The 22220-nt window shown below is 64.3% G+C and carries 16 protein-coding genes; 8 read left to right on the top strand and 8 right to left on the bottom strand.

The window, feature by feature from the left end; all coding sequences use genetic code 11:
• Positions 1–9 precede the first annotated feature (9 nt).
• A complete protein-coding gene (aceF, locus tag ACNPP0_RS11620; protein WP_448705950.1) occupies positions 10–1692 on the bottom strand; it encodes a dihydrolipoyllysine-residue acetyltransferase in 1683 nt (560 codons plus the stop codon).
• A gap of 12 nt (positions 1693–1704) precedes the next feature.
• A complete protein-coding gene (gene aceE / locus ACNPP0_RS11615; protein WP_448705949.1) occupies positions 1705–4413 on the bottom strand; it encodes a pyruvate dehydrogenase (acetyl-transferring), homodimeric type in 2709 nt (902 codons plus the stop codon).
• A 354-nt stretch (positions 4414–4767) separates the two neighbouring features.
• Here aceE and ACNPP0_RS11610 point away from each other — a divergent pair, with 354 nt between their 5' ends.
• From ACNPP0_RS11610 to ACNPP0_RS11595, 4 genes are all read left to right on the top strand, one after another.
• Entirely contained in the window at positions 4768–6522 is a 1755-nt protein-coding gene (locus tag ACNPP0_RS11610) for a PAS domain-containing sensor histidine kinase (RefSeq protein WP_006219004.1), read from the top strand.
• Positions 6519–7145, top strand: a complete 627-nt coding sequence (locus tag ACNPP0_RS11605; RefSeq protein ID WP_006219003.1) for a response regulator transcription factor — start codon at positions 6519–6521, stop codon at positions 7143–7145. Before ACNPP0_RS11610 ends, ACNPP0_RS11605 begins: the two co-directional genes overlap by 4 nt.
• Positions 7142–7993: a bifunctional methylenetetrahydrofolate dehydrogenase/methenyltetrahydrofolate cyclohydrolase FolD gene (gene folD, locus ACNPP0_RS11600; RefSeq protein ID WP_332607583.1), complete on the top strand. Its 852-nt coding sequence runs from the start codon at positions 7142–7144 to the stop codon at positions 7991–7993. The genes ACNPP0_RS11605 and folD overlap by 4 nt, the downstream gene beginning before the upstream one ends.
• A 199-nt stretch (positions 7994–8192) precedes the next feature.
• Positions 8193–10259 (top strand): M3 family metallopeptidase, encoded by a 2067-nt coding sequence (locus ACNPP0_RS11595; RefSeq protein ID WP_448705948.1) that lies wholly within the window; start codon positions 8193–8195, stop codon positions 10257–10259.
• Positions 10260–10367: 108 nt separating this feature from the next.
• Here ACNPP0_RS11595 and ACNPP0_RS11590 read toward each other — a convergent pair whose 3' ends face one another.
• Positions 10368–11132 carry a class I SAM-dependent methyltransferase gene (locus tag ACNPP0_RS11590; protein WP_448705965.1) on the bottom strand — a complete coding sequence of 255 codons (765 nt, stop codon included), beginning with the start codon at positions 11130–11132 and terminating at the stop codon, positions 10368–10370.
• 303 nt (positions 11133–11435) lie between these two features.
• On the opposite strand from ACNPP0_RS11590, the gene ACNPP0_RS11585 reads away from it, so the two are divergent.
• Together ACNPP0_RS11585 and ACNPP0_RS11580 are read left to right on the top strand one after the other, a co-directional pair.
• Positions 11436–12050, top strand: coding sequence for an SCO family protein (locus tag ACNPP0_RS11585; protein ID WP_332607581.1), 615 nt, complete (start codon positions 11436–11438; stop codon positions 12048–12050).
• Between the two features lie 137 nt (positions 12051–12187).
• On the top strand, positions 12188–12439 hold the full coding sequence (locus ACNPP0_RS11580; protein ID WP_332607579.1) for a GlsB/YeaQ/YmgE family stress response membrane protein: 252 nt from the start codon (positions 12188–12190) through the stop codon (positions 12437–12439).
• Between the two features lie 74 nt (positions 12440–12513).
• Here the strand turns inward: ACNPP0_RS11580 and adeC are convergent, their stop codons facing one another.
• The 3 genes from adeC to ACNPP0_RS11565 are packed head-to-tail and all read right to left on the bottom strand — an operon-like array spanning position 12514 to position 18358.
• Entirely contained in the window at positions 12514–13989 is a 1476-nt protein-coding gene (gene adeC, locus ACNPP0_RS11575; RefSeq protein WP_332607577.1) for an AdeC/AdeK/OprM family multidrug efflux complex outer membrane factor, read from the bottom strand.
• On the bottom strand, positions 13989–17168 hold the full coding sequence (locus tag ACNPP0_RS11570; protein WP_332607575.1) for an efflux RND transporter permease subunit: 3180 nt from the start codon (positions 17166–17168) through the stop codon (positions 13989–13991). The genes adeC and ACNPP0_RS11570 overlap by 1 nt, the downstream gene beginning before the upstream one ends.
• 14 nt (positions 17169–17182) lie before the next feature.
• Positions 17183–18358, bottom strand: a complete 1176-nt coding sequence (locus ACNPP0_RS11565; RefSeq protein WP_332608915.1) for an efflux RND transporter periplasmic adaptor subunit — start codon at positions 18356–18358, stop codon at positions 17183–17185.
• Between the two features lie 271 nt (positions 18359–18629).
• On the opposite strand from ACNPP0_RS11565, the gene ACNPP0_RS11560 reads away from it, so the two are divergent.
• Entirely contained in the window at positions 18630–19535 is a 906-nt protein-coding gene (locus ACNPP0_RS11560; RefSeq protein ID WP_332608914.1) for a LysR family transcriptional regulator, read from the top strand.
• 120 nt (positions 19536–19655) lie between these two features.
• On the opposite strand, the gene ACNPP0_RS11555 is transcribed toward ACNPP0_RS11560, so the two are convergent.
• Positions 19656–20387 carry a pseudouridine synthase gene (locus ACNPP0_RS11555; protein ID WP_046806415.1) on the bottom strand — a complete coding sequence of 244 codons (732 nt, stop codon included), beginning with the start codon at positions 20385–20387 and terminating at the stop codon, positions 19656–19658.
• Between the two features lie 152 nt (positions 20388–20539).
• Between ACNPP0_RS11555 and ACNPP0_RS11550 the strand changes: the two genes are divergently transcribed.
• Positions 20540–21160 (top strand): chorismate--pyruvate lyase family protein, encoded by a 621-nt coding sequence (locus ACNPP0_RS11550; protein WP_332607573.1) that lies wholly within the window; start codon positions 20540–20542, stop codon positions 21158–21160.
• 148 nt (positions 21161–21308) lie between these two features.
• Here the strand turns inward: ACNPP0_RS11550 and ACNPP0_RS11545 are convergent, their stop codons facing one another.
• On the bottom strand, positions 21309–22166 hold the full coding sequence (locus tag ACNPP0_RS11545; RefSeq protein ID WP_448705947.1) for an isocitrate lyase/PEP mutase family protein: 858 nt from the start codon (positions 22164–22166) through the stop codon (positions 21309–21311).
• Positions 22167–22220 lie beyond the last annotated feature (54 nt).

Raw genomic sequence — 22220 nt, 5'->3', positions numbered from 1 at the left:
GCTCCCCGTTTACAGCGCGATGCGGCGGAAGTCGGCCAGCAAGGCGCCCAGATAGGCGTTGAAGCGGGCAGCGGAGGCGCCGTCGATGACGCGGTGGTCGTACGACAGCGACAGCGGCACGATCAGGCGCGGCACGAACTGCTTGCCGTCCCAGACGGGCTTGTGCGCGGAACGCGACACGCCCAGGATGGCCACTTCGGGCGCGTTGATGATCGGCGTGAAAGACGTGCCGCCGATACCGCCCAAGGACGAAATCGAGAAGCAGCCGCCCTGCATGTCAGCGGGCGAGATCTTGCCGTCGCGCGCCTTCTTGGACAGGTCCGTCATTTCTTGCGCGATCTGCAAGATGCCCTTCTTGTCGGCGTCGCGAATCACCGGCACCACCAGCCCGTTGGGCGTGTCGGCGGCAAAACCGATGTGGTAGTACTGCTTTAGCACCAGGTTGTCGCCGTCCAGCGAGGCGTTGAACTCGGGGAATTTCTTCAAGGCGGCAACCACGGCCTTGATCAGGAAGGCCAGCATCGTGACCTTGACGCCCGACTTCTCGTTTTCCTTGTTCAGCGTGACGCGCAGCGCTTCCAGGTCGGTGATGTCCGCTTCGTCGTTGTTGGTGACGTGCGGGATCATGACCCAGTTGCGGTGCAGGTTCGCGCCGGAAATCTTCTTGATGCGCGACAGCGGCTTCGCTTCGATCGGGCCGAACTTGGTGAAGTCAACCTTGGGCCACGGCAACAGGCCCAGCGCGGCGCCATCGGCCGAACCGCCGGCTGCGGCAGCCGGTGCAGCGGCCAGCGCTTGCTTGACGAAACCGCGCACGTCGTCGGCGGTGATGCGTTCCTTGGGACCCGAACCCTTGACCTTGCTGAGGTTCACGCCCAGTTCGCGCGCAAACTTGCGCACGGACGGCGACGCGTGGGGCAGTTGGCCCGGCTTCAGGTTGGGGTCTTCCAGCGCGGCGGCAGGCGCCGGGCGCGACGCGGGCGCGGCAGCAGGCGCTTCAGCCTTGGCTTCGCTCTTGGCTTCGGCCTTGGCTTCCGGCTTGGCGTCGGACGTGGCTTCGGACTTGGCGGCAGGCGCAGCGCCGGCGTCGCCTTCGACGACGACAACAACCGAACCCTTGGCAACCTTGTCGCCCACCTTGACCTTCACTTCCTTGACCACGCCGCCTTGCGAGGCCGGGATCTCCATCGAGGCCTTGTCGGACTCAACGGTGATCAGGCTTTGCTCGGCCTTGATGGTGTCGCCCACGGCGACCATCACTTCGATGACTTCCACTTCCTTGAAGTCACCGATGTCCGGCACTTCGATATTGACCGGGCCGCTGCTGGCGGCCGGCGCGGCGGCTTCCGCCTTGGCGGCGGGAGCCGCGGCAGCAGCCTGCTTCGGCGCTTCCTTGGCAGCGGCCTTGGGGGCCTCTTCCTTGGCGGCCGGGGCGGCTCCCGAGCCTTCGGCTTCGGGTTCCACTTCCAGCACGACGGCGCCTTCGGCAACCTTGTCGCCAACCTTCACGGTGATGGACTTCACCACGCCGCCTTGCGACGCGGGGATTTCCATCGAAGCCTTGTCGGATTCGACGGTGATCAGGCTTTGTTCGGCCTTGATCGTGTCGCCCACCGCCACCAACACTTCAATGACTTCCACTTCCTTGAAGTCGCCGATATCGGGAACCTTGATTTGCACGATGTTGCTCATGTCTCTTTACCCTCAGGCGTATTGCGGGTTGGCTTTGTTCGGATTGATGCCGTACTTCTTGATGGCTTCCGCCACCTTGGCCATCGGAACCTTGCCTTCGTCTGCCAGTGCGCGCAGCGCGGCAACCACGACGAAGTGGCGATCCACTTCAAAGTGCTCACGCAGCTTGGCGCGGAAGTCCGAGCGGCCGAAACCGTCGGTGCCCAGCACCTTGTATTCGCGGCCCTTGGGCACGAACGGACGGATCTGGTCGGCAAAGAGCTTCATGTAGTCGGTCGACGCGATGATCGGGCCTTCCGTCTTGGCCAGCTGTTCCGTGACGTAAGCCACTTGCGGCTTCTTTTCGTCGGGGTGCAGCATGTTGTGGCGCTCGGCGTCCAGGCCGTTGCGGCGCAGTTCGGTGAAGCTGGTGACGCTCCACAGATCCGATGCCACGCCCCAGTCGGCGTCCAGCAGTTCCTGCGCCGCCATGACTTCGCGCAGGATCGTGCCCGAGCCCATCAGCTGCACGCGGTTCTTGCCCTTGCCGTGCGTCTTCAGCTTGTACATGCCCTTGATGATGCCTTCCTCGTCGCCCTGGGTCAGACCGGGCTGCGGGTAGTTTTCGTTCATCACCGTCAGGTAGTAATAGACGTTTTCCTGGTCTTCCACCATGCGCTTCAGGCCATGCTGGATGATCACGGCCAGCTCATGGCCGAACGTCGGGTCGTACGACACGCAGTTCGGAATGGTGGACGCCAGGATGTGGCTGTGGCCGTCTTCGTGCTGCAAGCCTTCGCCGTTCAGCGTCGTGCGGCCGGCGGTGCCGCCCAACAGGAAGCCGCGCGCCTGCATGTCGCCCGCCGCCCAGGCCAGATCGCCAATGCGCTGGAACCCGAACATCGAGTAGTAGATGAAGAACGGAATCATGATGCGGTTGTTCGAGGAATACGACGTGGCCGCCGCGATCCACGAGCTCATTGCGCCCGCTTCGTTGATGCCTTCCTGCAGAAGCTGGCCGTCGGCCGACTCCTTGTAGTACATGACCTGGTCCTTATCGACCGGCGTGTACTTCTGACCTTCCGGCGCATAGATACCGATCTGGCGGAACAGGCCTTCCATACCGAAGGTACGCGATTCGTCGGCCAGGATCGGCACGACGCGCGGGCCCAGTTCCTTGTCGCGCAGCACCTGGTTCAGGATGCGCACGAAGGCTTGCGTGGTGGAGATTTCACGGCCTTCGGCGGTGGGTTCCAGCACGGCTTTGAAGGCGTCCAGCGCGGGGGCCTTCAACTGCTCGTCAGCCTTGGCGCGGCGGCGCGGCAGATAGCCGCCCAGCGCGGCGCGGCGCTCGTGCAGGTACTTCATTTCCGGCGAATCTTCGGCCGGCTTGAAGTACGGCAGGTCTTCCAGTTGATCGTCCGGAATCGGGATGCCGAAGCGATCGCGGAATTCGCGGATGGATTCCAGTTCCAGCTTCTTTTGCTGGTGGGTGGGGTTCTTGGCCTGGCCCACGTGACCCATGCCGTAGCCCTTGATGGTCTTGGCCAGGATGACGGTGGGTTGCCCGGTGTGGCTGGTGGCGGCGTCGAACGCGGCGTACACCTTGTGCGGGTCGTGGCCGCCACGGTTCAGGCGCCAGATGTCTTCGTCGCTCATGCGCGAGACGGCTTCCAGCAGCTTCGGGTGCTTGCCGAAGAAATGTTCACGGACGAACTTGCCGTCGTTGGCCTTGTACGCCTGGTACTCGCCGTCCACGGTTTCTTCCATGATCTGGCGCAGGATGCCTTCCTTGTCGTGCGCAAGCAGCGGGTCCCAGTAACCGCCCCAGATCAGCTTGATGACGTTCCAGCCCGAACCGCGGAAGTCGCCTTCCAGTTCCTGGATGATCTTGCCGTTGCCGCGCACCGGACCGTCCAGGCGTTGCAGGTTGCAGTTCACCACGAAGATCAGGTTGTCGAGCTTTTCACGCGCGGCCAGGGCGATGGCGCCCAGCGATTCCGGTTCGTCCATTTCGCCGTCGCCGCAGAACACCCAGACCTTGCGGTTGCTGGTGTCGGCAATGCCGCGGGCGTGCAGGTACTTCAGGAAGCGGGCTTGATAGATGGCCATCAGCGGGCCCAGGCCCATCGACACCGTCGGGAATTGCCAGAAATCCGGCATCAGCTTCGGGTGCGGGTAGGACGACAGGCCCTTGCCGTCCACTTCCTGGCGGAAGTGGTTCAGCTGTTCTTCGGTCAGGCGGCCTTCAAGGTAGGCGCGGCCGTACATGCCGGGCGACGTGTGGCCCTGGAAGTAGACCAGGTCACCGCCGTGGTTTTCGTCTTCGGCGTGCCAGAAGTGGTTCTGGCCGCAGCCGATCATGGTGGCCAGCGAGGCAAACGATGCGATGTGGCCGCCCAGGTCGCCGCCGTCCGGCGGGTTGTGCTTGTTGGCCTTGACGACCATGGCCATGGCGTTCCAGCGCACGTACGAACGGATACGCGTTTCCAGTTCCAGGTTGCCCGGATGCGCGGGCTCCAGGCCCGGCGGAATCGTGTTGACGTAAGCGGTATTCGGCGAGAACGGGATGTGGGCGCCCGAACGACGCGCTTCGTCGATCAGGCGTTCCAGCAGGTAGTGCGCGCGCTGCGGCCCTTCGCGATCAAGGACTGCCGCCAGGGCTTCGAGCCACTCCTGGGTTTCAAGGGTGTCTTCGTCGTTGGCAGCCTGCGGGGCGCCAGCCTGGGCGAAAGAGGACATCGTGTGTCTCCTGTTGGGGTTCGTCGTGACCACACCCGCTTGATGGTTCTACTCGCGGACTCTGCATGGTAGCCGGGATCATCCGGGCTACCATGTCAGGCATGGGTCGGGGTGTTTTTTCTAGAGACCTGCTTTGGGTCGGTTCCCTATCAGCCGGCATTCTAAGAAAGAAGATTAACCGGTCGCAAGGAAAATTTCATGTTGCGGTACGGCATTTCATAATGCGAAATGTTGACCATCCGCTGAACGGCCTCTGACCGGTCTTTTTATGGCCTAGGCCAAAAGCAGGGCTTGATTCCCGGCAATTCCCGCCCAACACGCACTAAAATGCGCGGTCTATCTGGCCCGAATTCCATGTCCAGCGCGCCCAAGTCCAATATTCCTACGCCGTTCCACGATCACGCCCGCACTCGCCGCCGCGGCGTGTATTGGGTCACGCCCGCCATGGTGTTGATCCTGTACATCTGTGTGATGGGGGTGTTCTTCTGGCTGCAACGCATTCATGACGATAGCGTCATGTTTGTGACGATCGACCAGGAAATGCGCCAGCAACGCCTGATATGGGTGGTGCTGGCATTGTCTTGCGTGATCGTCATCAGCCTGTTGATGCTGTGGCGCTATACCCGCTTTCGTTCCACCGCCGAGGCCGCGCTGATCGCCGAGACCGGCTTTCGCCGCGCCATGGAAAATTCCATGTCCACCGGCATGCGCGTGCTGGATATGGAAGGCCGCATCGCCTACGTAAACCCGGCGTTCTGCCGCATGATCGGCTGGAACGAAGCCGACCTGATCGGCCGCAGCCCGCCCTTTCCTTATTGGGTGCCCGGCCGCCATGAACAACACCAGCACACGCTGGACGTGCTGATGTCGGGCAAGACGCCCAGCAGCGGCCTGGAAGTGGAAGCGCAACGCCGCGACGGCTCGCGCTTCACCGCGCGCATGTATGTGTCGCCTTTGCTGGACCCCAACGGCAACCAGATCGGCTGGATGACGTCGATGACCGACATCACCGAACCCAAGCGCATCCGCGAAGCCCTGACCGCCGCGCACGAACGCTTCATGACCGTGCTGGAAGGCCTGGACGACGCCATTTCGGTTACGGCCGACACGCACGATGGCCTGGAACTGCTGTTTGCCAACCGCACCTATCGCCGCGTGTTCGGCGCACAGACGGGCGGCCACGACGAACTGCTGGCCGGCCGCCGTGGCCGCTTCACCGATGAATCCGTGGAAGTGTTCGCGCCGTCGGTGCAGCGCTGGTTTGAAGTGCACCACCGCATGCTGGCCTGGACGGACGGCCGCCGCGTGCGCATGCAGGTGGCGCGCGACATCACCGAGCGCCGTGGCCACGAAGAAGCGTCCCGCGTGCAACAGGAAAAGATCCAGCTGACCAGCCGCCTGACGACGATGGGCGAAATGGCCTCGTCGCTGGCGCACGAACTGAACCAGCCGCTGACCGCCATCGCCAACTACAGCATGGGCGCGGTCGCCTTGGTCAAGGCCGGCCACACCAGCCCCAACATGCTGCTGCCCGCGCTGGAAAAAGCCGCGTCGCAGGCCGAGCGCGCGGGCAAGATCATCAGCCGCATCCGCGAATTCGTGAAGCGCAGCGAGCCGCGCCGCCAGCGCGTGGCCATTGGCCGCATTGTCGACAACGCCATCGGCTTTGCCGAAATCGACGCCCGCAAGCGCCGCATCCGCATCGACAGCTTTGTGCCGTCGAATGCGCCCGACGTGCTGGCCGACCCCATCTTGATCGAACAGGTGCTGTTGAACCTGCTCAAGAACGGGCTGGAAGCCATGGAAAACAGCGAATCGGACGAATTGAAAGTCGCCGTGATCCTGCACGAGCAGCATATCGAAGTGGCCGTGGTAGACCGCGGCCATGGCCTGGCCGAGCCCGAACGCCTGTTCGAACCGTTCTTCAGCACCAAGACCCAGGGCCTGGGCATGGGGCTGAACATCTGCCGTACCATTATTGAATCGCACCACGGCCGTCTGTGGGCGGACCCCAACCCCGCTGGCGGTACTATTTTCCGCTTTACCCTGCCCTGCGCTGCTTCCCAGCCGCAGGCCCAGAATGATCAGTCCGAGGAGTTGCACGCATGAACACGCCCCACCTGTCGAGCACGGTATTCATAGTTGACGACGACGAAGCGGTCCGCGATTCGCTGCGCTGGCTGTTGGAAGCCAATGGCTATCGCGTTCGCGCCTATGCCAGCGGCGAATCCTTCCTGGAAGACTACGACGCCAGCCAGATCGGCGTGCTGATCGCCGATGTGCGCATGCCCGGCATGAGCGGCCTGGAACTCCAGGAACAGCTCATTGCCCGCAACGCCCCCCTGCCCATCGTGTTCATCACCGGCCACGGCGACGTTCCGATGGCCGTTTCCACGATGAAGAAAGGCGCTGTCGACTTCCTGGAAAAGCCCTTCAACGAATCGGACCTGCGCGAGATCGTTGCGCGCATGCTTGAGCAAGCCACGCAGCGCGTGTCCAAGCACCAGGCCCAAAAGGACCACGAAGCCATGCTGGCGCGCCTGACCGCGCGCGAGCAGCAGGTGCTGGAGCGCATCGTCGCCGGCCGCTTGAACAAGCAGATTGCCGACGATCTGGGCATCAGCATCAAGACCGTCGAGGCGCACCGCGCCAACATTATGGAAAAACTGGAAGTGACTACCGTTGCTGATTTGATGAAAGTGGCCTTGGCCAAACCCGAGGCGCATGCATGACCGCCAGGATTATTGACGGCGCGGCCCTGTCGCTGCGCATTCGTGAAGAAGTTGCCCAGCGCGTGGCCACCCTGGCGGCCAAGGGCACGCGCCCGGGTCTGGCCGTGGTGCTGGTGGGCGCGGACCCCGCGTCCCAGGTTTACGTGCGCAACAAGGTTGCCGCCTGCGAAAAAGCCGGCCTGCATTCCGTCAAGGAACAGTACCCGGCCGACATGACCGAGGCCGAACTCCTGGCCCGCATCGCCGTGTTGAACCAGGACCCGACCATCCACGGCATCCTGGTGCAGTTGCCGTTGCCCAAGCACATGGACGCCCACAAGGTCATCGAGGCCATCTCGGCCGAGAAGGACGTGGACGGGTTTCACGTCAGCAACGCCGGCCTGCTCATGACCGGCCAGCCGCTGTTCCGCCCCTGCACGCCCTACGGCGTGATGAAGATGCTGGAATCGGAAGGCGTGACGCTGCGTGGCGCGGAAGCCGTGATCGTGGGCGCCAGCAACATCGTCGGCAAGCCGATGGCCATGTTGCTGCTTGCCGCCGGCGCCACCATCACCATCTGCAATTCCAAGACGCGCGACCTGGCGGCCCAAACCCGCCGCGCCGACGTCCTGGTGGTGGCCACCGGCAAGCCCGGCATGATCGACGGTTCGATGATCAAGCCCGGCGCCGTGGTCATCGACGTGGGCATCAACCGTGGCGAAGACGGCAAGCTGTGCGGCGACGTGGACTTTGCCTCCGCCAAGGAAGTGGCCGGCGCCATCACGCCCGTGCCCGGCGGCGTGGGCCCCATGACCATCGCCATGTTGCTGGTCAACACGGTCGAAGCCGCCGAACGCGCGGCGGGCTGACGCGTTTCAGACCCATCACAAGGGCAATGCGCAGGCCGGCAACGGCTGCGCATTGCCCTTGCCGCATGTGGGCTTGACGGGCCTTGCTTTCGGGCGGATCGTCCCTATCTGATTCCTATGTCTTTTGCGGCCGTCGGTCCCATTGTTGGCGCCGTCCTGGTCCGCCCCCGCCTTTTCACATCCCGATCCCGGTAACACCATGACCCAGAACCCCTTGCTTGCCCCCGTTTCCGATCTGGTCGACTACGCGGCCGTCAAGCCCGAGCACATCGTGCCGGCCGTGGAAGAACTGCTGGGCATCGCCCGCAAGGCCGTGGACCACGCCGCCGACACCACGCTGGCGCCCACCTGGGAAGCCGTGGTTGAACCGCTGGACACCGCCTCTGAACGCCTGTGGCGCGCGTGGTCGGTAGCCGGGCACCTGAACGCTGTCGTCAACACGCCCGAACTGCGCGAAGCCTATAACGCCGCGCTGCCGTTGATCACCGAATTTTCAACCTGGGTCGGGCTGCACGAAGGCCTGTACCAGCAATACCAGCGCCTGGCCGCCGCCCCCGACTTCGCATCATGGTCGCCCGTGCGCCGCCGCATCGTCGACATGGCGCTGCGCGACTTCCGCCTGAGCGGCGTGGAACTGCAAGGCGCCGACCGCGAACGCTACGCGCAGATCTCCGACCGTGAAGCCCAGGCGTCGCAGAAGTTTTCCGAAAACGTGCTGGACGCCATCGACGCCTGGTCGCTGCTGGTGGACGATGAATCGCGCCTGGCCGGCATCCCCGCCGATGTGCTGTCCGCCGCCCGCGCCGCCGCCGAAGAAGACGGCAAGACGGGCTGGAAGCTGACGCTGAAAATGCCCTGCTACCTGCCCGTGATGCAGTACGCGCAAGACCGTACGCTGCGCGAAGCGCTGTATCGCGGCTACGGCACCGTGGCGTCCGAACAAGGCGATGCCAAGTTCGACAATTCCCCCTTGATCGAAGAACTGCTGTCGCTGCGCGCCGAAGAATCCGGCCTGCTGGGCCTGGGCACCTACGCCTCGCTGCGCTTGCAAACCCGCATGGCGCGCGACGCCGGCGAAGTCACCGTCTTTTTGCGTGACCTGGCCGCCCGCGCCAAACCGTTTGCGCAACGCGACCTGGCTGAACTCAAGGCCTACGCCACCGGCGAACTGGGCCTGGACGAGCTGCAACCCTGGGACGTGGCCTTTGCATCGGAACGCCTGCGCGAATCGCGCTATGCCTATTCCGAAGACGAAGTGAAGCAGTACTTCACCGAACCGCGTGTGCTGGCCGGCCTGTTCGACGTCATCGAAAAACTGTTCGACGTGCGTCTGACCGAAACGCCCGTCTCCACCTGGCACAGCGACGCGCGCGGCGTGCGCGTCGAGCGCGCGGATGGCGGCTTGATCGGCTATCTGTACCTGGACCTGTACGCCCGCTCGGGCAAGCAAAGCGGCGCCTGGGTCGATAGCGAACGCGCCCGCCGCGTCGTCGCGGGCCACGTGCAGACGCCCGTGGTCACCCTGACCTGCAACTTCTCGCGCCCTAACGGGGACCGCGCCGCCGTGCTTACGCACGACGACGTCATCACGCTGTTCCACGAAACCGGCCATGCGCTGCACGCGCTGCTGTCCGAGGTGGACGAGCCCGGCGCGGCGGCCTTTGCCAGCGTTGAATGGGATGCCATCGAACTGCCGTCGCAGTTCATGGAAAACTTCTGCTGGGAATGGGCCGTGGTGCAAAAGCTGTCGGCGCACGTGGACACCGGTGAACCGCTGCCGCGCGCGCTGTACGACCGCCTGGTTGCCGCGCGCAATTTCCAAAGCGGCATGCAGGCGGTGCGCCAGATCGAATTTGCCCTGTTCGACATGCTGATGCACGACCGCGCCAAGGGCGCCACCATTTCGGAAGTGCTGGCGCTGTTGCAAGAAGTGCGCCAGGAAGTGGCCGTGCTGTTCCCGCCGTCCTGGCATCGTCTGCCGCACGCGTTTTCCCACCTGTTCGCCGGCGGCTACGGCGCCGGCTACTACAGCTACAAGTGGGCGGAAGTGCTGTCGGCCGACGCGTACGAGGCCTTTGAGGAAGCAGCGGCCAAGCAGCCGGACAACCCCCTGGGCACGCTGGACCCGGAAACCGGCGCGCGCTTCCGGCGCGAAGTGCTGGCCGTGGGCGGCTCGCGCCCGGCGGCCGATTCGTTCGCCGCGTTCCGGGGCCGCGCGCCCCGCATTGACGCGCTGCTGCGCCACAGCGGAATGAGCGGCAGCTGATCGCCCTGCCCCGCGCAGAAAAAGCCCGCAGCGCTAGCATGGCTGCGGGCTTTTTTACGCCCGCGACTTCGTCCGGGCCTGCGCCAGCGGTTTTTTCTACGCCAGGCTCTACGCCCGGGCCTGCGCAGGCGCCGGCGCCGGTTCCTCCGGACGACGCGCCGACACCACCAGCCAGCGGCCATACACCGACTGATCCGACCCGGCCTGCTTCCAGAAGCGACGCACGTCTTCGTTCTCGGCCCCCTTCACCCGGCCTCGGTAATACAGGCGCGACGGCACGGCCAGCAGACGCTCGATCATGCGCTTGGGCTTGGGCTCGTTGACTTCATGCAGCGTAATGTCCGTGTAGCCGTAATGCGTCAGCAGCAGGTGCAGTTGCGGAAAGCTGAACGGGAAATACGCGATGTAGTCCACGCCACGCTGCCGGCCCACCATGGGGCGAAAGCCGGAATGAAACCCGCGCATCAGGAATTGCCACCGGGACCGCAGGTACCAGGTGTTGGGCGTCGTGACGATCAAGGTGCCCCCCGGCCGCAGCGCCTGGTACAGGCTCTGCGCCAGCACACCGGGGTTTGTCATCAGGTGGATCGCCTCGCAGCACACCACCGCATCGTAGGCGGTGTCCACCTTCAAGGGCGTGTCCAGATCGTGCTCGGTCACTGAGCGATAGCCGGCGTCGGCGGGCGGGAATTCCCACAGGCCCACGCCGTCCACGTCAATTTGCCGGCCGCGCTGGGCGGACAGCATATCGCCCAGCCACCCTGTTCCGCAGGGCGCATCCAGCACGCGGCCGGCGTTGCGGTCATGCAGGATTTCGACCACTGCGGGGTAATACGGGAACAACGGATAACGAATTGCCGTGCCGGATGCCATATCCACGTTCAGGACCTTCCTGTAGCTGTATTACTGACGAGGCTCTGAATATAGACCGCGCGCATCGCCGATGGAACGACTTTGCGACATCTCAAACACACTCCCCACAAAGCTTCACAAATCGGCCCGAGGCCCGAGGCCGAAGCGGATGTTTGCGCCAGGACAAGAACCGGGCGCGCCCAACGCCCCATGCGCCTCGCCGGCCGCCGGCCAGCCCTATCCATGCAGGTAGAATCAACGGGTTTGACCGGCTTGTTCCGGGACGGATTGTTCCTTCAACCCTTTCGGCCTTTCCTGAGACTCATGCGACACCTCATTACCGGCCGCGCCTGGCGTGGTCTGCTGCTGGCCCTTTGCGTGTTTCTTGCCGCCTGCGGCGATCGGAACGTGGACTGGACGCTGTACAACGTCAAAGGGCATTTGCCCGACCTGAAATTCTCGCTGCCCGGCGCGGGGGGCAAGACCATCAGCAGCGACGACCTGAAGGGCAAGACGGTCATGCTGTTCTTCGGCTACGCCAGCTGCCCGGACATCTGCCCCACCACCATGGCGCAGTTGACGGCCGTGCTGCAAAACCTGGGCGACAAGGCCAAGAACGTGCGCATCGTGTTCGTCAGCGTCGACCCGCATCGCGACACGCCCGACATCCTGCAAGCCTACGTCAACGCCTTCAACAACAACGCCATCGGCGTGACGGGCGACGAAAAGCAGATTGCCGACCTGGCTCGGCGCTACCGCGTGGCCTACCAGATTGAAAAGCCGCGCCCCGGCGACGACGCCGACATGTACGAGGTCACGCACAGCCGCGGCGTGTACATTTTCGACAAGGACGGGCATGCGCGGCTGCTGGCCTCGGACACCGACAGCGTCCAGGCGCTGACCAAGGATGTCGCCCAACTGATCGACATTACCTCCTGACCCGGACACCATCCAGACCCGATAGCCCGACTTGTTGCATGGCCGCGCCACATACCAGTTGTTACAGCCGCCCCCCAAAAAGCGTGGGTATCATCAGTGCACATCGCCCCCTTTTTATTAAAGCAAGGAGTACGCGCATGAGCATTATCATCATGATCATCGTCGGGTTCATCGTGGGCTTGATCGCCCGCGCCATCATGCCCGGAGACCAGAACATGGGGATCATCATGACCACCATCCTGGGTATCATCGGCGCGGTCGTTGCCGGCTTCCTGGGTCAGACGATGGGCTGGTACGCAGAGGGCGAACCGGCTGGCTGGATCGCCTCGGTCGTGGGCGCCATCATCGTGCTGTTCGTGGTTGGCCTTGTCGCCCGCAAGCGCACGTGACACCCTGCCGGGCAAGCATCAAATAGAAAACGGGCCGATCTTTCGATCGGCCCGTTTTGTTTTGGGCGAAGGCGCTACGAACCTGCCGCCGGCGGGGTCTGCGCCGTGACCGTGCGCTCGGTCCAGCCGCCCCCCAGCACCTTGTACAAGGTAACCAGGTTGGACAGCCGGGCCAGCCGCGTATCCACCAATGCCTGTTGCGACGTGTACAGCGAACGCTGCGAATCCAGCACGCTCAGGTAGTCGTCGATGCCCTGGCGGAAACGCTGGTCGGATACGTCATAGGCGCGTTGGTTGGCGTCCACCAGCAAGCGCTGGGCCTGGATCTGGTCATCCAGCGTGCCGCGCCCGGCCAGGGCGTCGGCTACTTCACGAAAGCCCGTCTGGATGGACTTTTCGTATTGCGCCACCTGGATGTTCTTCTGCACCTTGGCCAGGTCCAGATTCGCTTGCAGCGAACCGCCCGCGAAGATCGGCACGGTGATCTGCGGCACGAAGCTCCACGCACCCGAACCGCCTTCGAACAAGCCGCCCAGGCTGGCGCTGGCGGTGCCCGCCTGGCCGGTCAGGCTGATGGTGGGGAAAAACGCCGCGCGCGCCGCACCAATGTTGGCGTTGGCGCCCTTGAGCTGATGTTCGGCCGCGCGGATGTCCGGGCGACGCGCCAGCAGGTCGGAAGGCAAGCCGGCCGGCAAGGTGGTCGGCAGCATGCCGTCGTCCAGCTTGACCGCCTGGTCCAGCGCCGCCACGATTTCCGGCGACATCGGCTGGCCCACCAGCAGCGTCAACGCGTTGCGGTCCTGCGCCGCCTGACGCGTGTATTGCGACAGGTTGCGCTGAGCCGTGCGCAGCGACACTTCCGCCTGGCTCAGGTCCAGCGCGGTGGACAGGCCCTGGTCGTAGCTTTGCTGCGTCAGCTTGAACGAGTCTTCCTGGCTCTTTAGCGTGTCCCGCGTCAGACCCAGCAATTCCTGGTCGGCGCGCAAGGTCAGATAAGCGTTGGCCACTTCGGCAATCAACGCCAGTTGCGTGGCCGTGCGCGTTTCGTCCAGCGCCAGATAGGACTCCAGCGCCTGGTCGCTCAGGCTGCGGATGCGGCCGAACAGGTCCAGCTCCCACGCGGACATCGCCGCGCCCACCTGGTAACTGCGGCTGGTGGTGGCACGGCCGCTGGGCGACAAATCCGCCGGCGTGCGCTGTGCGGATTCCTGCCCCGCCACACCCACGCTGGGGAACAGATCAGCACGCTGGATACGGTACTGCGCACGCGCCGCCTCCACGTTCAAGGCAGCCACGCGCAGGTCCCGGTTGTTGGCCAGCGACAGTTCGATCAGCTGCTGCAACAGCGGGTCGCTGAAGAAATCGCGCCAGCCGACGTCGGCGGTGGACATGCCCTGGGCCAGCGGCGAGCCATCAGCCTTGTAAGCCGGGCCCGTGGGATAGTTGGCGCTGACGGGCGCGTCGGGCCGTTCGTAGGTCGGGGCCAGCGAGCAGCCCGCCAGGGCCGCCGCCAGGGAAACAGACAACAAGGTTCTCATCTGAAGTTTCATTACGGTTGTCCTTCGGCGGACACTTCCTGCGAGCCGTTGGCGCTGGTGTCGTGCTTGTCTTGGTTTTCGCTCATGCGCTTGACCTTGAACACGCGCAGCATGATGACGAAGAAGGCCGGAACAAAGAAGATGGCCAGGAACGTGCCGGTCAGCATGCCGCCGATCACGCCGGTGCCGATGGCGTTCTGGCTGCCCGAACCCGCGCCCGACGAAATCGCCAGCGGCGTCACGCCAAGGATGAACGCCAGCGACGTCATCAAGATGGGGCGCAGGCGTTGGCGGGCGGCATGGATGGCCGACTCCGTCAGGCTTGCCCCGGACTCAAAGTGTTCCTTGGCGAATTCCACGATCAGAATCGCGTTCTTGGCCGCCAACCCCACGGTGGTCAACAACCCCACCTGGAAGTACACGTCGTTGGACAGCCCGCGCGCCAGCGTCGCCAGCAGCACGCCGATAATGCCCAGCGGCACCACCAGCATCACCGCCGTCGGGATGGACCAGCTTTCATACAGCGCGGCCAGGCACAGGAACACCACGATCAACGAAATGGCGTACAGCGCCGGCGCTTGCGACCCCGACAGGCGTTCTTCAAATGACAGCCCCGTCCATTCAAAGCCCACGCCCACCGGGAGCTTGGCCGCCAGCTTTTCCATTTCTTCCATAGCCGCGCCCGAGCTATAGCCCGGCGCTGCCTGACCCTGGATGTTGTAGGACGGCACGCCGTTATAGCGGTTCAGCTTTTGCGGGCCGAAGCTCCACGTGGCTTTCGAGAACGCCGAGAACGGCACCATGTCGCCCGCGTTGTTGCGCACGTACCATTTGTTCAGGTCTTCCGGCAGCATGCGCGAGGATGCCTCGCCCTGCGCGAACACCTTCTTCACGCGGCCACGGTCGATGAAGTCGTTGACGTACGACGAGCCCCACGCAGTGGCCAGCGTGCTGTTGATGTCCGACACGGCCACGCCCAGCGCGCGCGCTTTTTCGCGGTCGATATCCAGTTGGTACTGCGGCGCGTCTTCGATGCCGTTGGGACGTACGCCCACCAGCACCGGGCTCTTTGCGGCTTCCCCCAGCAGCTGGTTGCGCGCGGCAAGCAGCTTTTCGTGGCCCACGCCGGCGCGGTCCATCAGCTGGAAGTCAAAGCCGGTGACGTTACCCAATTCCATCACGGAAGGCGGCGGCACCACGAACAGCTGCGCGCGGCGCTCGGTCTTGCCGAAGTGCGCGTTGGCGCGTGCCGCCACGGCACCGGCCTTCAGGCTGGCGTCGCCGCGTTCTTCCCAGTCGCGCAGCTTGATGAACAGGATGGACGCGTTTTGGCCACGGCCGCCGAAGTTGAAGCCGTTAACCGCGAACACCGATGTCACGGCATCCTTTTCTTCGGTCAGCAGGTACTTGGTGGCGTCGTCGATGACGGCCTTGGTGGCTTCGGCGGTGGCGCCGGCCGGCGTCTGGATCTGGGCAAACAAAATGCCCTGGTCCTCGGCCGGCAGGAAGGCCGTGGGAATGCGCGTGAACAGCCAGCCCATGGCAATGACCAACGCCAGGTACACGACCATCAGCCGCTTGGTGCGGTTCAGCCCGCGCGCAACGGTATTGGCATAGCCGTTGCTGCTGCGTTCAAACGAGCGGTTGAACCAACCGAAGAAGCCCTTCTTGGAACCGTGATGGCCCTTCGGAATGGGCTTGAGCAAGGTGGCGCACAAGGCCGGCGTAAACACGATGGCAACCAGCACCGACAGCACCATCGACGACACGATCGTGATCGAGAACTGGCGGTAGATCACCCCGGTGGAACCGCCGAAGAACGCCATCGGAATGAACACGGCGGCCAGCACCATGGCAATACCGATCAGCGCGCCGGTGATCTGGCCCATGGATTTGCGCGTGGCCTGCTTGGGCGTCAGCCCCTCTTCGGCCATCACGCGCTCGACGTTTTCCACCACCACGATCGCGTCGTCCACCAAGAGGCCAATGGCCAGCACCATGCCGAACATCGTCAACGTGTTGATGGAATAACCGAACGCGGCCAGCACGCCGAACGTGCCCAGCAACACCACCGGCACGGCCAGCGTGGGGATGATGGTGGCGCGGAAGTTCTGCAAGAACAGGTACATCACCAGGAAAACCAGGATGATGGCTTCGACCAGCGTCTTGAACACTTCGTGGATCGACAGGCTGACGAACGGCGTCGTGTCGTACGGATAGACGACGTCCATGCCCGGCGGGAAGTACGGCTTCAGGTTGTTGATGGTGTCGCGCACCGCCTGCGCCGTGTCCAGCGCGTTGGCGCCCGGCGCCAGCTTGATCGCCAGGCCCGAGGCGGGCTTGCCGTTGTAGAAGCTGTCGATAGCGTAGGTCTGGCCGCCCAGCTCGATGCGCGAGACATCGCCCAGGCGCACTTGCGAACCATCGGCATTGACCTTGAGCAGGATGCGGCCGAAGTCTTCCGGCTTCTCCAGGCGCGACGGCCCGATGATGGTGGCGTTCAGTTGCTGCCCGCGCACGGACGGCAGGCCGCCCAACTGGCCGGACGACACCTGCACGTTCTGTTCCTTGATCGCCGTCACCACGTCCACCGTGGTCAGCCCGTAGTTCACGAGCTTGGCCGGGTCCAGCCAGATTCGCATCGCGTACTGCGAGCCGAACAGCTGGAAGTCACCCACGCCCTGCGTGCGGCTGATGGGATCCTGCACGTACGAGGCCACGTAGTCGGCCAGGTCGTCCTTGGTCATCGTGCCGTCGGTGGACACGAAGCCCGCCACGATCAGGAAGTTCTTCGTAGCCTTGGTGACGCGGATGCCCTGCTGCTGCACTTCCTGCGGCAACAGCGGCTGCGCCAGCGCCAGCTTGTTCTGCACCTGCACCTGCGCCGTGTCCGGGTTGGTGCCCTGCTTGAACGTCAGCGTGATGGACATGCTGCCGTCGGAATTGCTTTCCGACGAGATGTACTGCAAGCCGTCCAGGCCATTCATCTGCTGCTCGATGACCTGCACGACGGTGTCCTGCACGGTTTGGGCGGACGCGCCCGGGTAGGTCACCGCGATGCCGATCGCGGGCGGCGCGATGTTGGGGTACTGCGAGACCGGCAATTGCAGGATGGACAGCGCGCCGGCCATCATCAGCACAATCGCGATCACCCACGCGAATACCGGCCTATCGATAAAAAACTTTGCCATGCAAGGCTCCCTGATTACTGCTTGGCCGGGGCGGCATTGGCCGCCTGCGGCTGCTGTGCGTTGGCGCCTGCCTCGGTGGCGACGACTTCGACGCCCGGACGCACCATTTGCAAGCCTTCCACGATCACCTTGTCGCCGGCGGCCAGGCCGTCGGTAACCAGCCACTTGTCGCCAATGGCGCGGTCGGTCTTCAGTTGACGCAGTTCAACCTGGTTCTTGGCGTTGACGACAAGCGCCGTCGGCAGGCCACGCTGGTTGCGCGTCACGCCGCGTTGCGGCACCAGCAGCCCGTCGGCGGCCACCCCGTCAGCCAGCCGCGCACGCACGAACATGCCGGGCAACAGGCGACGGTCGGGGTTCGGGAACACCGCGCGCAGCGTGATGGAACCGGTGCCCTGGTCGACCGTGACTTCCGAGAATTGCAGCTTGCCGGTCTGCTTGTATTGCGAGCCGTCTTCCAGCGTCAGCGTGACCAGCGCGGCTTGTTCGCCGTCTGCCTTTTTCAGTTGGCCGCTGGCCAGCGCGTCCTGCAAGCGCAGCAACTGCACGCTGGATTGGGTCACGTCAACGTAGATCGGGTCGATCTGCTGCACCGAGGCCAGGGCGCCGGTCTGGTTGGCCGTCACCAGCGCGCCTTCGGTCACCGAAGAACGGCCGATGATGCCGTCAATGGGCGACAGCACCTTGGTGTAGACAAGATTGATGCGCGCGGTGTCCAGCGCGGCCTTGGCCGACAACACATCGGCGGCGGCCTGGTCGCGCGACGCCACGGCGTTGTCGTAGGTCTGTTGGCTGACGGCGCGCGTGGCGACCAGCGGCTTGTAGCGTTCGGCCAGCAAGGCGGCCGTCTTTTGCTGCGCCTGGGCACGCGCCAGTGCCGCCTTCTGGCTGTCGAGGCTGGCTTGGTAAAGCGCCGGGTCGATCTGATAAAGCTGCTGGCCGGCCTTGACCTCGCCGCCTTCGGTGAACAAACGCTTTTGCACGATGCCATTCACCTGGGGCCGCACTTCGGCCACGCGGAACGCGGACGTGCGGCCCGGCAATTCAGTGGTCAGGGAAACGGGTTGCGTGGTCAGTGTCACCACGGTGACTTGCGGTTTGCCCGCCTGCGGTGCGTCTTGTTTCTTGCCGCAAGCGGCCAGGGTGAGAGCCGATGCCGTCAGCGTGAGCACTGCCGCGCTGCGCCACATAGCGCTTTTCTTATTCATAGATATTCCCGATTTCCGACAAAAAAGGAGCCCGCCTCCGCCCACGATAAGGGGGAGGTCTTGTGCTTCGAATGGGTGGATTGGCATTGAAAACGCAAGAGGGCTTTATTGCATTGCTGCATTGCAGAACCCGCATTCTGAGTTATCCCGCCCCAGAAACAAAGGGGCGGATAAAGAAAACATCATTCCATTTATGGGACAATTTCCCGCACCGAGTCTGTGAAAGAATCTCGACATGAAACGCTTACAAGGCATGGAACTCTTCGTCGAAGTGGCCAAGACACGTAGTTTTAGCCGCGCTGCAGCAACGCTGGGCGTGCCTAAATCGACCTTGTCTCGCCAGGTGGCCGAATTGGAAAAGTCGGTGGGTCTGCGCTTGTTGAGCCGCACCACCCGCAAGGTCGAGCTGACCGACGCCGGGCGGCTGTATTTCGAACGCTGCCAGCGCATCGTGGCCGAAGCGCAGATCGCCCATGAAGAACTGCAAAAGCTGGTCGATACGCCGGCCGGGCCGCTGCGGGTCAACATGCCCGCGGATTTCGGCACCGACTTCCTGGCTGAATCGTTCATGGAGTTCTCCCGCCGCTATCCCGACGTCACGTTTTTCCTGGACCTGGCAAACCCGGACCACGCGTCGCGCGTGTTTCAGACCTGCGATATCTCGATCGAAATCGGCGAACTGCCCGACTCGACGCAAATTGCCCGGTTGCTGGGCATGCTGCCCGCCCACCTGTATGCCTCGCACGACTACCTGGAAAAGCACGGAGAACCCAAACATCCCAGTGACTTGACTCGCCATGAGTGCATTGAGTTCCGCGCGGAAGGCGCGGGCCGCGTGACGCGATGGCCGCTTAGCAACGGCGACCAGCACATTGAGTTCACGCCGGGCAACCGGTTTTCGGTCAACGGCGTCGCCATGGCGCGGCGGCTGGCCATGCTGGGCGCGGGCATCGCGGTGCTGGTGGGCGGCCAGACGGCCGAACAGCAATCAGGGCAGTTGCGGCGCGTGTTGCCGGACTGGCAACTGGGCCCCTTCCCTGTCTATGCGGTGACCGAGACGCGGCTGCTGCCGGCCAAGACCCGGATCTTCATCGAATTCCTGATGGAGCGCCTGGGCAGCAACGGGCAAGCGAAGGATACGCCCGCGTTCATGAAATAACGGTGCGTTCGAAACAGACTGAAAAATCTGCTGACGCCCGAATTCACTTGTCGGCCAGAAAGAACAGCCCGGGCGGGCCGGGCTGACTAGTTGCTGAATGATAAGGGGACTAGAGCCCCGCTAAAAGCCTTCGTCGTCGCGCAGATACCGCCACTGACCCAGCGGCAGGTCGCCCAGCGACACACGGCCGATACGCACGCGCTTCAAGCCCACGACTTTCAACCCGACCAGTTCGCACATGCGGCGGATCTGGCGTTTCTTGCCTTCGCGCAGCACGAAACGCAGCTGGTCGTGGTTTTGCCAGCGCACGTGCGCGGGCTTCAGCGCCTTGCCGTCCAGCGACAGGCCATGATTCAGCAATTCCAGGCCACGGTCGGGCAAGTCACCCTGCACCCGCACCAGATATTCCTTGTCCACGCTGGAGTCTTCGCCGATCAGGTGCTTGGCGATGCGCCCGTCTTGCGTCAGCACCAGCAAGCCTTGCGAATCGATGTCCAGCCGCCCAGCCACCGCCAGGCCGTCCAGGTGCGCGCGTTCAAAACGCTGCGGATGGCGGTCGCCGGCAAAGCGCGAGCGCGAGTCGATCAGCGCCACGGCGGGCGTATAGCCTTTTTCGGCCTGGCCCGAGACATAGCCCACCGGCTTGTTGATCAGGATGGTCACGCGCGAGGTCTGACGCGCCTGCGCGGCGCGCTCCAGCGTGATGACCTGATCCGGAAACGCCTTGGCGCCCAGTTCGGACACCACTTCGCCGTCCACGCGGACCCAGCCGCGTTCGATATAGCTGTCGGCCTCGCGGCGCGAGCAGAGTCCGCGCTCGGACATGAGCTTGGAGATTCGTACTTTTTCCATGGGCGGTATTGTATGCGTTGCAAGCCGCGCGCCGCACCGCCGCTATTCCATTCGACCTGCCGCAGGCACCCCGCCCGGGGCATTGCGACGCAGGCGGGGTGCCAGCGGGTTTGGCATGGGTCTTGGCATGGGTCTTGGCATAATACGCAGCCATGATCAAACCCGCCGCCCATCTCCCCCCGCTTGCTCCCGGCTGGCTGGCCGCCGCGCCGCCCGTCCTGCCCCCCGCCATGCGCCACTGGCTGTTTCGCCCCGGCGCGCTCACCGCCGGCTTGCGCCAGGTAGGCCAGGTGCGCCTGCGCGTGCTGGCCGAATACGCCGACGGCGCACCGGCTGACGAAGCCCTGGCCATGGGCATCGCCCCCGGTTCGCCCGTGTGGATCCGTGAAGTGCTGATGTCGGTGAACGCCGTGGACAGCGTGCCCGCCCGCAGCCTGACGCCGCTGCGCGCCTCGCATGGCGCATGGCAAGGCATGCGCCGCCTGCTGACCCGGCCGCTGGCCGACATGCTGTATCACGACAGCACCGTCATCCGGTCCCCCTTTGCCTGCCGCCGTTTGGCCTCGCCCGTGCCGTTCTACGCCACCGCGCGCGACGTGCTGCCCACGGACGGCCATGCGCAGGACGCCAACCGCGTGTGGGCCAGAAGGTCCGTCTTCTGGCGCCAGGGTCAGCCCTTGCTGGTGGCCGAGTGTTTCTTGCCGGGGTTCTGGAACCTGATCGCGGACCAGCCCGCCCCGCCGTTGGTGCCGCATCAACGCACGGCGCGTTAGGCGTCAGGCGTTAGGCGTTAGGCGTTAGGCGTGGCAGCCGGAGTCGGACCTTAACGATTCAAATCTGCCGCCAGCGCGTCATCCGGCAATCGTCGCCCGCCCGGTGTCGCCGGCCTTGAATCGCCGGCGTCGTATCGCGGGCCGTGGCTCACTCGTAGCGCCGCCCCTGCTCCAGCAGTTCAGGCGTGCCGATCACCGCGTTCAGGCCATCGAAATCCAGCATCCGTCCCTGCCACGGCGCGGTTGTGCCGTGCTGGCGCAGGCTGCCGTAATAGCCCTGCAAGGTGTGCGCCACGGCGCGCGCCGTGCCACCCGGAAAAATCACGATGCGAAAGCCCAGCGCGGTCAGCGCGTCCGCGCTTTGCACCGGCGTCTTGCCGCCCTCCACCATATTGGCCAGCAGCGGCACGCGCGCGGCAAAGCGGGCGCAGGCCGCCTGCATGTGCTCGGGCGTACGCAGGGCTTCAATGAACAGCGCGTCCGCTCCCGCTTCCAGATATGACTCGGCGCGGTCCAGCGCGGCCTCCAGCCCTTCAACCGCCACGGCGTCGGTGCGCGCCAGTATCAGCGTGGACGTTGACACCCGCGCGTCCACTGCCGCGCGCAGCTTGCCGCACATCTCGGCGGCCGGTATCACCGTTTTGCCGTCCAGATGCCCGCAGCGTTTGGGAAACGTCTGGTCTTCCAGCTGAATCATGGCCGCGCCGGCCCGTTCAAAGCCGCGCACGGTGCGCTGCGTGTTCAAGGCGTTGCCAAAGCCCGTGTCGGCATCCACGATCACCGGCGTCGCGACGCGTTCGGTGATCCGGGCCAGCGTATCCTCCACTTCCGAATACGTGGTCAGGCCGATGTCCGAGCGCCCCAGCCGCGTGTAGGCAATCGACGCGCCCGACAGGTACAGCGCGTCAAAGCCCGCCTGCTCGGCAATCAACGCCGACAAGGGGTCGTAGATGCCGGGCGCCAGCACAGCGCCCGCCGCCAACTGCGTTTTCAATGTCTGCTTCATGAAGGTTCCTGTACAAGTTCGCGGCCCAGCAGCAATGCGGCGGTCGCGGCGGGG

The organism is Achromobacter semiaridum (assembly GCF_053543755.1).
The sequence above is the reverse complement of the archived record's forward strand: the minus strand, read 5'-3'. Positions and strand labels throughout refer to the sequence as shown.